General features: G+C 72.0%; 6 protein-coding genes. 2 read left to right on the top strand and 4 right to left on the bottom strand.

Annotation, left to right across the window (positions count from 1 at the left end; all coding sequences use genetic code 11):
* The first annotated feature begins 210 nt into the window (after nt 1-210).
* Both QSK32_RS05340 and QSK32_RS05335 read left to right on the top strand, forming a co-directional pair.
* Nucleotides 211-2,310, top strand: a complete 2,100-nt coding sequence (locus QSK32_RS05340) for an ATP-binding protein (RefSeq protein WP_285471358.1) — start codon at nt 211-213, stop codon at nt 2,308-2,310.
* 45 nt (nt 2,311-2,355) lie between these two features.
* On the top strand, nt 2,356-4,467 hold the full coding sequence (locus QSK32_RS05335; protein WP_285471357.1) for an ATP-binding protein: 2,112 nt from the start codon (nt 2,356-2,358) through the stop codon (nt 4,465-4,467).
* 18 nt (nt 4,468-4,485) lie between these two features.
* On the opposite strand, the gene QSK32_RS05330 is transcribed toward QSK32_RS05335, so the two are convergent.
* The 4 genes from QSK32_RS05330 to QSK32_RS05315 all read right to left on the bottom strand — a co-directional run bounded on the left by QSK32_RS05330 (nt 4,486) and on the right by QSK32_RS05315 (nt 11,493).
* The gene (locus QSK32_RS05330; protein ID WP_285471356.1) at nt 4,486-7,047 is read right to left on the bottom strand and encodes a hypothetical protein; all 2,562 of its coding nucleotides are present in this window, start codon (nt 7,045-7,047) and stop codon (nt 4,486-4,488) included.
* 22 nt (nt 7,048-7,069) lie between these two features.
* Entirely contained in the window at nt 7,070-7,603 is a 534-nt protein-coding gene (locus tag QSK32_RS05325) for a helix-turn-helix transcriptional regulator (RefSeq protein ID WP_425394688.1), read from the bottom strand.
* A 237-nt stretch (nt 7,604-7,840) separates the two neighbouring features.
* A complete protein-coding gene (locus tag QSK32_RS05320) occupies nt 7,841-8,116 on the bottom strand; it encodes a YbaB/EbfC family nucleoid-associated protein (RefSeq protein ID WP_245674277.1) in 276 nt (91 codons plus the stop codon).
* Between the two features lie 71 nt (nt 8,117-8,187).
* Nucleotides 8,188-11,493: a right-handed parallel beta-helix repeat-containing protein gene (locus tag QSK32_RS05315; protein ID WP_045747101.1), complete on the bottom strand. Its 3,306-nt coding sequence runs from the start codon at nt 11,491-11,493 to the stop codon at nt 8,188-8,190.
* Between the last annotated feature and the right edge of the window lies 1 nt (nt 11,494).

Here is an 11,494-nt window from a genome sequence, read left to right as displayed (position 1 = left end):
ATGTTGAGGCAGTGTGACGAGCGGGACAGTGCCCGGCTCTGCTAGCCAAGGTGCCCCTCCTTGCTGTTTGCTGTGCAACCCGGCCGTACTTCGAAAAGCCAAGAACACCAACCTCCCCGGCACGAAGAGTTGACCTGTTACATCGTTCGGCTACGATTTCGGCCGAAAGGTTGAAATGAGCGGCGAGCACGGATATCGCGAGGAACGCGTATGACGGCAGTGCGCACCAGCTTCGAGGTCTCCTTGCTGGGCACGCTCCGGGTCACGCGCGGGGGACGGGAACTGGCCCTGGGATCCGCCCGCCGCCAGGCGGTCTTCGCCGCCTTGGCGCTGGAGCCGGGACGCGCCGTGCTGCGCGAGGAGCTCATCGCCGCGGTCTGGGGCGACGAGCCGCCGGCCAGCGCGATGGGAAACCTCTACACGTACGTGTCCGCGCTGCGTCGCGTCCTCGAACCGGACCGGGACCGCTGGACCTCCGGCGACGTGCTCACCTCCCGGGGCGGCAGCTACCGTCTGCACCTGTCGCCGGAAGACGTCGACGTGTCCCGTTTCGAGCGGATGCGCGAGCAGTCCCGGGCCGCCCGCGCGGCCGGGGACGCCGTCGGTGAGCTGGCCGCGCTGGACGCCGCCCTCGCCGAGTGGGGCGACGGCGAGCCTCTGGCCGGGATCCCCGGGCCGCACGCCGAGAACCAGCGTGTCCGGCTCGGCGAACTGCATCTGACCTCGGTCGAGCGCCGCGCCGAGCTGATGCTCGGGTTCGGCCGGGCCGCCGAGGTCACCGGTGACCTGCTCGTGCTGGCCGGGCGCCACCCGATGCGGGAGAGCCTGTACGCGGTGACCATGCTGGCGCTGGCCGCCCAGGACCGCGTCGACGAGGCGATCGCCATGTACACCGCGTTGCGCGAACGTCTGGTCGAGGAGTCCGGGACCGAACCCGACGCCGCCGTCCGCCAGATCCACGCCCAGCTGGTCGGCGACGCCATCCGCCCGGCGACGATCACGTCGACGCTGCCGCGGCGGCACGCGGGTTTCCGCGGCCGGACCGCCACCGTCACCCGGTTGCGGCAGGCGGTCGCCGGTCTCGCCGAGGGCCACGGCGGCAGCATCTGGATCAGCGGTGAGGCCGGCATCGGCAAGTCGGCACTGCTGGCCGAGGGCCTGCGGGACGCCGCCGTGCTCGGTGTCCAGGTCGGCTGGGGTGTCGGCGAGGAGTCCGACCGCGGCAAACCGCTGAACCTGCTGCCGGAGTACCTCTCGCACGGCCCGGCGAACAACCTGCTCGACGCGGTACGCGCGACCGGCGCCACCCCGCCGACGATGGCCGTGATCGACATCATCCAGGCGTTCGTGATCACCCAGTGCGCCGAGGGCCCGGTCCTGCTCGTGATGGACGACATGCAGTGGGCCGACGACATGTCGCTGCTGGTCTGGCACGCACTGCACCAGCTCACCGGGCGGCTGCCCCTGCTGCTCGTCTCGGCCTCCCGCCCGCTGCCCTTCGGTTACGAGATGCGGCTGCTGCGCCGGGCGCTGCCCCGCAACGGCACGACCCTGATCGACCTGGGCCCGCTCGACGACCCGACCGCCACCGCGCTGGTCCGGGCCTGGACACGCCGCCCGGACATCGAACCGCCGACGGTGCGTTCGCTGGTCGCGGCCGCCGCGGGCAACCCGTTCTACCTGCTGCACCTGGTCCGGACCGAACGGCAGGGGCTGACCGCGGACACGCCCGCGACCGAACTCGTCGAGGCGGTCTCCCGGCATCTGCGCCCGCTCTCCGACGACACCCGGCAACTGCTGCGCGCCATCGCCTTCCTGGGCAACAACCACCTGGTCACCGACCTGTCCGCGGTCACCGGCCGACCGGTTCCGGCACTGGTCACCGCGGTCGAGGAGGCCCTGGCGGCCGGGGTACTGGTCGAGGACGGCCGGCGCCTGCGGTTCCGGCACCCGGTGGTCCGCCAGGTGCTGCACGGCGCCATCCCGACCGCGCTGCGGGTCACCATGCACCGCCAGCTCGCCCAGCGGATCGCCGAGTCGGACGGCGCTCCCAGCCGGGTCGCCGGCCAGCTGCTGGCCGGGCCGGTCCCGATCGACGCCTGGGTGGAACGGTGGCTGACCACCCACGCGGAGCAGCTGACCAGCACCGCGCCCGCATCGGCGATCGCCGTCCTCCGGCACGCCGTCTCCTCACCGGCCCTCTCCGAACCGGCCCGGGCACTGCTCACCACCCACCTGGCACAGGGGTTGTTCCGGGCCGGGTTGTTCTTCGAAACCGAAGCCTCCGGTGAATTCTCTGTTATCCGCTGATGGCACCGCCCGTCTCCACCGGGGAACCGGCGACGTGGAGGAGCGATGAGCGGGCTGTGCGTCAGCGTGCTGGGACCGGTACGCGCGTGGAACGGCGACCACGAGGTCGATCTGGGTACCGCCCGGCGGCGGGCCCTCTTCGCGGTGCTCGCCGCCAACGCCAACCGGGTGGTCAGCCGCAACGAGCTGATCCTCGCGCTGTGGGGTGACTCCGCGCCGACCACGGCGGCGGGCAACGTGTACACGTACATCTCCGGTCTGCGCCGGAGCCTGGAGCCGCACCGCGTCCCCGGGTCGGCGGGCGGGTCGCTGCTCTCCGGTCCGGCCGGGTACACCCTGCGGCTCGCCCCGGACGCCCTCGACGCGGACCGTTTCCAGAGCCTGTACGGCGCGGCCATGGGACTGGCCGCGGCGGGACGCACCGACGACGCGGTGGCCGGCCTCGACGAGGCGCTCGGGCTCTGGCACGGTGACGCGTACGCGAACCTGACCGGCCGTTTCGTGGAGCTGGACCGGTACCGCCTGGGTGAGTTGCGGATCGCCGCCGCGGAGCAGCGGGCCCGCCTGATCCTGGCCGGTGGCGGTGACGACGGCCTGGTCGCCGACCTGACCACCCTGGTCCGGCTCTCCCCGCTGCACGAGCCGTTCCACGAGCTGCTGATGCGTGCGCTGCACCAGGCCGGGCGCAGCACCGAGGCGCTCGACGCGTTCCACGCCGCCCGCCGGGTGCTGGTCGACGAACTCGGGGTGGAGCCGGGACCGTCGATCCGCGCGTTGCAGAGCCGGATCCTGGCCGAGTCCGCAGAGCCGTCGGCGGCTGCGGCACCCGCGCCGTCGCCGCACTGGAGTCCGGCCGCGGCCGAGGCTCCGGCGCCACCGGCCCACGTCGGCCGGGACGCCGAGGTGACGCTGCTGCGGACGCTGACCGCGGCGGCCGGCGCGGGCCGGGGCGCCACCGTGTGGATCGAGGGTGAGCCGGGCATCGGCAAGTCCGAGCTGTTGACCGCGGTGCTGAACGAGGCCGAGCGGATCGGCGTCCGGGTCGCCCGGGGTGTCGCCGACGAGCTGAGCAGCCGCATCCCGCTGCAGGTGATGATGAAGGCCCTGGGGCTGGAGACCAGTTCGGACGACCCGGAGCGGGCCGCGCTCGCCGCCGTGCTGCCGGGCGATCCGGACGGGGTCGACCGGGTCGTCGCGTTCGTCCGGGAGGCCTGCGCCTCGGGTCCGCGAGTGCTGCTGGTCGACGACATGCAGTGGGTCGACGAGGCCGGCCTGCGGGTCTGGGAACGGCTGTCCGAGCTGACCCGCACGATGCCACTGCTGCTGGTCGCGGCGACCCGTCCCGAGCCGAACGGCCGGGAGCTGGCCCGGCTGCGGCAGGGTGTGATCGACCGGGACGGGCACGTGCTGGACCTGGGTCCGCTGCACCGCGACGACATCGAGCGGATCCTCGGGACCGCGGTGGGCGCCGACCCCGGCCCTTCGCTGCGGTCGCTTGCCGAGTTGACGGCCGGCAATCCGCTCTACGCCCGGGAGCTGATCGCCGGTCTGCTCCGGCAGGAGGCGATCGTCGTCGACGGCGGGATCGCCGAGGTCGCGGCCGGGATGACCACGATGCCGCAGTCACTGCTCGACACCGTGCAGGCGACCCTGGACGACCTCTCCCCCGGCAGCCGGGAGACGCTGCGGTACGCGGCCCTGCTCGGTGTCGGGTTCGCCGTCGCGGACGTCGCGGCGTTCACCGGCCGGACCCCGTTCGGCGTGACGACCGACCTGGACGAGGCGGTCGCGGCAACCGTGGTGGTGCGGACCCGCGACGGGCTGGCCTTCCGGCAGCCGGTGTTGCGCCAGGCTCTGGTCGAGAGTGTGCCCGCCGCGCTGCGGCCCACCCTGCACCGGCACGCGGCCGAGGTGCTGGCCGGGCACGGCGCGGCGGCGGGCCTGATCGTCGAACATCTTGTCCGGGGTACGCCGGAAGTCGACTCGTGGCTGCTCGATTGGCTCGTCGGGCACCGTGCCGAGGCCGTCCGGGAGACCCCCGAGCTGGCCGGTGAGCTGTTGCGCCGAGCGGTGGCGGATCCCCGGTGCACCCCGGCTCAGCGGGCGGCCCTGACCGCGTCCCTGACCGAACTCGATCAGCTTTTCGGCGATCACTGATCGGGCTGGTTGACCGGATCAGATCAGGCCGGGGACGTTCATGAACCGGCTCGCCGACGTCGGTGGCACCAGCGGGCGCGGTCCCGCCATGGCGTTGCGCTCGACGCACCGGCGCAGTGCCGTGAGCGCCAGGTCGTCGAGGGGCGCCCGCTGATCGGTGACCGCCTCGCCCCTGATCAGCTCGCGCAGCAGCAGCCGCCCCCGGGCATCGCCCACCGGCTCCTCCACCTCGAGCACCTTGAACGAGGTCCCGGGCAGGAACAGGACCCGGCCCGGCAGCCCGGTGCCACCCTCCGGTTCCAGCAGCCGGGTACGCCGCGCCGTCGTCGACCAGAGCATCACCTCGACGTTGCCGGGCAGCCCGGCCGGCTGCTCGGTGAGCGCGTTGGTGAACGCCCAGTCGGTCAGCGTCCGCCGTTCGGTGACCCGGCGCAGCTCGTCCGGGGTGAGATCGGCGGCGGCGTACGTGACACCGCGGTGCGACGGCAGCCGGCTCAGGCCCGCGGCCACACACCGGGCGAACGAGACGTGCACCCCCGGTTCGGCCAGGCGCAGCATCTTGTCGACGCTGTCGCCCCAGACCGACAGGTAGAGGCGGACGGCGACCGCGTACTCGAGGGCGTCCGCGCCGCTCTGCAGGATCGCGTGTTCGGCGAGGATCCGGGCGATGCCGCCGGAGGCCGCCTCGAACTCGCGGCTGAACGCGCGGCGCAGCCAGGCCCGCTCCTCGCGCAGGTCGAGGTCGGACCGCATGCCGCGGACGTCGTCGCCGGGACGCTGCTGGAACAGGCCGGGCGGTCCGGTGTGGGCCGGCGTGGTCCGGTCTTTCGGGGGCGGCGCCGAGGGAGAGACCGGCTTGGTGACCGCCGGGTTCTCGACCGTGTTCCCGGTCCAGGCCGGGGTGGGTGCCCAGGACGGTGTCCCGCCGGGCTGCGGGGCGGGCCGGATCGGCTGCTGCAGTGGCAGGAGCGCCATCGTCGGACCGGACGCCCAGGACGGCCGATCGGTCGACGGGCCTGTGGATAAAGGTGTGGACAACTCGGTGACGACCCGGATGTCGGGGGTCTCCGGACCGGCCGCCGCCTCGGCGACCTGCGCGGCCGCCGGGACCGCCGGGACCGCCGGAGCAGCCGGCGCAGCCGGCGCAGCCGGCGCAACCGGCGCAACCGGCGCAACCGGCGCAGCCATCTCGGGAGCCGGGTCCTCTTCCGGAGCCTCCGGACCGGCGACGGTGAAGGACACCGGCACGGTGGGCGGCTCCGGCAGCGGCGCGACCGGGACATGCCGCGGGACGACCGGTTCGGCGTGGTGGGCCGGCCCGTGCGGCGCGGTCTCCACACCACCGGCACGGCCGGGCGCCCGCAGGCCGGTGCGGACCGCGACCGAGGACAGCGGCGTCGTGGCCCGGTCCCGGGTCGGCTTGTCGAGGCGGCCCGCCAGGTCACCGGCCAGCTCCCAGTACCGGTCGACCATCGCCGGGACCTCGTCGTCCACGATCAGGCGCACGCTGTCCGGGTCGGCCGGGATGGCGCGGATCCGCTCGGCGTACCGCGGCGGCTCCTGTCCCCGCAGCCAGAGACCGGACTGGATCACCTCGACGACCGCGTCGGTGGTGTATTGGTAGGCGAACGCGCCGAGCGGCTCACCGAGCAACTCCGGGGCGCGGTGGCCGAGGATGTGCGGGATCCGCGCCGCCGAGCCGGGGCTCTCCCGCGGCTGATAGCCGAGTTCCCGGGCGAAGACCTGCCAGCCCGGGCGGCCGTCCGAGCCGACGGTGAACAGTTCCGGGTCGCCGGGCCGGCCGGCCGGCACGCCGGTGAAGACCACCACCGGGGTCTCCAGCAGGTCGGCCAGAGCCTGACCGAGGGTCTCGCCCTCCCGCAACGCCACCGGTCCGTAGTGGACGAAACGGGCCTTGTCGCGGCCCTGCGGCGCCAGGCCGCGCCAGAACCGGGCGACGTCGTCGAGGCTGAGCGGGGCGGTGCCGGGGCAGCCCAGGACGACCGACATCGCGTCCGGCAGGCACGGCATCGTCGACATCAGCCGGTGCCAGTGCGCGGCGATGGCGGCCTCGTCGCGGCTCTCCCGCAGCCAGACGCCACCGGGCAGCGGCTCCACCGCGGCGGTCGAGCTGACCGGCAGATATTCGACGGCCGCGCCGTCCCAGGCCGGGACGGGGTACCGCTTCGACTGCCAGACCGGCGGTTTGCCCTGCCGGTAGCAGACCCAGCCACCGAGGTCCTCGGCGTGCACGAAGAGCAGGCCGGCCGCGCCCGGGATCATCCGGCCGAACGGCGCGATCACCGGCCGGCCCAGCCGGTCGGAGAGCCACTGTCCGGCGAGCGCGCCGGTCTCCGGGTGGGCGCCCAGGACCACCAGGCGTATGCCCCGGCCACGGCGCTGCAGGGCGGCCGCGACCGAGTCCCAGATGTCGAAGGGGAGTTCGTTCTGCAGGTCGAGGATCACGATGTCGTTCTCGGGATCGTCGTCGACCGACAGCGCCACCGAACGGGCCTCGGCGCTGATCTGCTCACGGGCGTGCAGCACCAGGGCGTTGCCCACGGTGTGCCTCGTGATCACTGCCGCTTCCGGCATGGACGCCTCAGATCACGCCGGAGCGTACGGCGTAGGCCACCGCGTGCGAGCGGTTGCGCAGCTTCAGCCGGTGGTTGAGGCCGTAGATGACGTTCTTCACGGTCCGCTCGGAGTAGCACAGCTCGTCGGCGATCTCGTTGGTGTCGAGGCCGTCGGCCATCAACCGGAGCACGTCGATCTCCCGCGAGGTGAGGCCGGACGCGTTCAGCCCGTTCGGGGTGAGCACGTCACGCTGCAGCCGCTCGACGTGCTTGAGCAGCTCACCGACCAGGTTCGGCGGCATGACCCCGCCACCGGAGGCCGCGGCGAGGACGCTGTGCGCGAGACGCTCGGCGGTGACCACCGCGCGGGGCAGGATCGCCACCACCCGGCACTCCACCGCGGTCAGCAGTTCCTGCTCGCTGATCTCGGTGGTGACCAGCACGACGGGTGCGCCGACCTCGGTCGCCGCGAGCCGCAGCATGGCGACCACGTCGGTGGTCAGGCGTTCCGCCGCGACGATGAGGACCTGCGCCTGGGACCGGTCGTCACTGCGCAACACGCTGATGTCCGATCGTGCCCGCAGATGACTCACCAGTCCCGCATAGGTCAGCGGGTCCGGCGCGTGCACCGCGACATCAACCTGCTCCACAGCCACCTCCGTCACTCGATGTAGGCTGTGGAAGTCTCTTGAAAGGTTCTTCAAAAAATCTTCACAGCAGCCTTCATCGCGACGAACGAGGCATGAAGGTTCAGAGATAACCGCAGGTCAAGACGGCCTTCATGAACCTTCACACGCTCAGTGCAGGTTGATTTCGACGTCGCCTAGCTTCTGGGACGCGAGGTTTCCGGCGTTCGCACCGGCCGCCCGGATCGCCTCGGCGATTGCGTTCTGTAGTGACGAAACATCACGCTGTTCGTACACTTTCGGATCGACCCGGACACCGTGCAGCTTGCCGAGGCCGGTCGCCATCACGACGACCGTCCCGTCCTGCGAGCGGCCGGTGACGACCGCCTTCGCCAGCTCGGCCTGCGCGTTCATCATCTGGTCCTGCATCTGCTGGGCGTTCGACATGAACTCCTCGAACGTCGGCGGGACCGGCTTGGAGTGCGGCTGCATGATCAGGACCTTTCTGGCGGGGCCGGTCAGCCGACCGAGGCGAGACCGACCGACTGGCCGCCCAGGGCGGAGGCCATCAGGGACAGGTCGGCCAGCGCGATCGTACGGGACCCGGTGCGCCGGGCCAGCGTGGTCGAGAACTGGTGCGCGGCCCGGACGGTGCGGTCCGGCAGTTGCTTGGCGAGTTCGGCGAGGGCGGCCTGCACGTCCTCGGGCACCTCGTGCCCGCGCCGCACCAGGTGTCGCACCACCACCGTGGCGAGTTCGTCGGCGCCGAGGTCCGGCACCGGCCACTGCTGCCCGAACAGTTCGTTGACCGCCGGGACGGTGGACCGCAGGCTCGCCAGCGCGGCCTCCTCACCGACCAGCACGACCACCGGGTCACCCAGCCGGGAACGCATCTGAGTGGCGAGCGCCTCGCCGATCTCCTGGACCGCGCCGCTGCCGTCGTCCGTCCAGTCGATCTGCAGAACGCCGCCGGCCGCGTCCTCGAGCGCCGCGGCGACCAGGTTGCGGGCCTGACCGTCCCACTGCGGGGCGAGTTCCAGCCCGGTGCTCACCCGGACCAGCTGGCCGACCGGGACCAGGTCGAGTTCGGCGAGGCCGGCCGCGTAGAGCCGGGCGTACTCACTGCGCCCGTTCCCGGGACGGCCACTGATCAGCACGTTGCCGGTCTTGCCCGGTCCGCGGCGGCGGTTGCGTCCCTCGCAGAGTTGCAGCAGGGTCTGCCCGGCCGCCTCCTTGACGGTCCGCCCGCCGACCAGGTCACAGATCCGCTTCCAGCTGCGCGCGGCGTTGATCGCGCCGGCCGGGTCGGTCGCCGCGTCCGGTTGCGCGCCCTGTTCGACCGGCAGGTCCTCCAGCTGCGACAGCTCGGGTTCGACGTCGGCGCCGGTGAGCCGGTTCAGCTCGTTGTCCTTGACCGCCGGCATGCTCGCCAGACGGGACGCCTGGTTGTTGATCATCGCCTCGAACAGCTTGCGGGCGACACGACCGTTACCGAACGTCGAGTTCTTCGGCACCCGGGTGAAGTACTCGGTCAGGGCGTCGGTCGCGTCGTCGGTCAGCTCGTAGTAGTGCTTGCGCACCAGGTTGGAGGTGATCGTGACGAGTTCCTCGACCGAGTAGTTCGGGAACTCGACCGTACGCGTGAACCGGGAGGCCATACCGGGGTTGGAGGCGAGGAACTGTTCCATCAGCTCCGAGTACCCGGCGACGATCACCACAAGCTCGTCGCGGTGGTCCTCCATCATCTTCATCAGCGCGTCGATGGCCTCCTGACCGAAGTCCGGTCCGGAGCCGCCGGAACCCGCCGACAGGGTGTACGCCTCGTCGATGAAGAGCACACCGCCGATGGCCTTGGTGACCAGTTCGGTGGTCTTGATGGCCGTCGAGCCGATGTACTGGCCGACCAGGTCGGCGCGGGCCGCCTCGATCATGTGGCCGCCGGAGAGGATGCCCAGTTCCTTGAGCACCGAGCCGTAGAGCCGGGCGACCGTGGTCTTACCGGTACCGGGCGGGCCCGCGAAGACCAGGTGCCGGCTCATCGGCGGCATCGGCAGGCCCATCTGCAGGCGTACCTGAGACATCCTGATCAGGTTGATCAGGGCGGTGACCTCATGCTTCACGCCCTTGAGACCGATCAGGCCGTTCAGCTCACGCAGCGGCTCGCTGAGCTCGTCGTTGCCGCTCTCCTCGGTGGCCTGGCCGTCCTGGTCCGGATCCGGCGCCGGTGCCGGATCGGACCGCGGCGACGGAACCGTGCTCGGGCCGGCCGACTGCTGACGGCGGCCGACGGTCAGCGCGTCGGCGGTGACCTTGGCGCCGGGTACGCGGCGCACGTCCTCGTTGCCGCTGTCCTGCACCACGCACCGGGTCAGCGCGACCGGCTCCTCGGTGTCCACGTTGATGCCGACCGCGGCACTGTTGAGCACCTCGCACTCGGTGAAGGAACCCCCGGCCCCCGCCTCGAGGCTGATCCCGTCCGCCTTGGCGTTGCGGATCCGGGTCTGCGTGGCGGTGACCGCCCCCTTGATCCGCAGACCGTCACGGGAGGCGTCGACCACCTCGCTGTCGCGCAGATGCACGGTGCCCTCGGACATCAGCCCGGAACCGCGGAGTGTGGCGGACTGCAGGGTCAGCTCCGCACCGGAGCCCACCTGGACGACGACGGCGCCCGTACCGTGGAAACGGGCTTCCCGGACGATGCCGCGCGCCGGGCCGCTCAGGGTGAGGCCCACCGCGCCGCCCGCCTCGACCACCAGGTCGGCGCCGTCGATCGAGGCGTTCTCCTGGACCTGGATGCCCGCGCCCTTGGTGATCTCGGCGCGCAGCCGCTGCAGGGTGACGGTCGCGTCGCCGCTGATCGTCGCGACGTTGTCGCCGGTCCCCCGCACGGTCAGGCCGGTGAAACGCGGGGTGCCGTTGCTGCCGGCCAGGATCCCGACCGGGACGTCGCTGATCGTGCAGTCGGTGAAGACCGGGTTCGCGCCGGCGAGCACCTGCACGGCGGCGTGCTTGGCACCGGTGAAGACACAGTTCTTGAAGGACGGCGAACCGCCCTCGGTGAGGTGCACCGACTGGACCGCGGCCCCGGTGAAGGTCGAGTCGCTGATCTGCACGTCGGCCTCGCCGCGCACGAAGACGTCGACGTTGCCGCTCTCGGTCACCGACAGGGCCCGGACCCGGGCGAACGCCTTCTGCTCGATCACCAGGGCGGGCTTGCCGGAACCGGTGATCTCGCACTGCTCGACGATGAGCCGGGAGTCGCCACCGGCGCAGATGCTGTTCGCACCGGCCGCCTTGACCCGGCAGCGGCGCAGCGTCAGGGCGCTCTTCTCGCCGACCACCACACCGGTCGTCGCCACGTCGTGGATGACGGTGTCCTCGATCGTGCTCGCGCCGACCGACATCACCACCACGCCCGCGCCGACCGAGCTGGTCACGTCGCAGCCGCGCAGGGCCACCGAGCCCTGCATCCGGGCCAGCAGGGTCACCCAGGAGGCGCCGCTGACCCGGCAGTCGTCCAGGGCCACCTCGCCCGCATAGACGTCGACCGCGGCGAGTTTCGGATCGTCACTGGTCAGCGTGATCCCGCGCAGCTGGGCGCCCTCACCGTGCACGACGAGGACGCTGCCCTCCTCGACGTGCACCTCGACGGTGCCGGCCTGGGCCGCGCTGATCGTCACCCGGTTGCCGACGACCAGTTTCTCGACGTACTTGCCGGGGTGGACGTTGATCGTGGCGCCCGGTTCGGCACGGGACAGCGCCGAGCCGATCGTCGGATAGGAGCCCTGCTTCCGGTCACCCACCACGAGTACCTGCCGACTCATG

This window comes from Actinoplanes sp. NBRC 101535 (genome assembly GCF_030269225.1).
In the GTDB taxonomy this organism is placed as follows: Bacteria; Actinomycetota; Actinomycetes; order Mycobacteriales; family Micromonosporaceae; genus Actinoplanes; species Actinoplanes rectilineatus.
The sequence above is the reverse complement of the archived record's forward strand: the minus strand, read 5'-3'. Positions and strand labels throughout refer to the sequence as shown.

What these genes read in the sequence shown, in the direction of transcription:
- QSK32_RS05340 (WP_285471358.1), top strand. Translation starts at nt 211, where the DNA reads ATGACGGCAGTGCGCACCAGCTTCGAGGTCTCCTTGCTGGGCACGCTC.
- QSK32_RS05335 (WP_285471357.1), top strand. Translation starts at nt 2,356, where the DNA reads ATGAGCGGGCTGTGCGTCAGCGTGCTGGGACCGGTACGCGCGTGGAAC.
- QSK32_RS05320 (WP_245674277.1), bottom strand. Translation starts at nt 8,116, where the DNA reads ATGTCGAACGCCCAGCAGATGCAGGACCAGATGATGAACGCGCAGGCC.
- QSK32_RS05315 (WP_045747101.1), bottom strand. Translation starts at nt 11,493, where the DNA reads ATGAGTCGGCAGGTACTCGTGGTGGGTGACCGGAAGCAGGGCTCCTAT.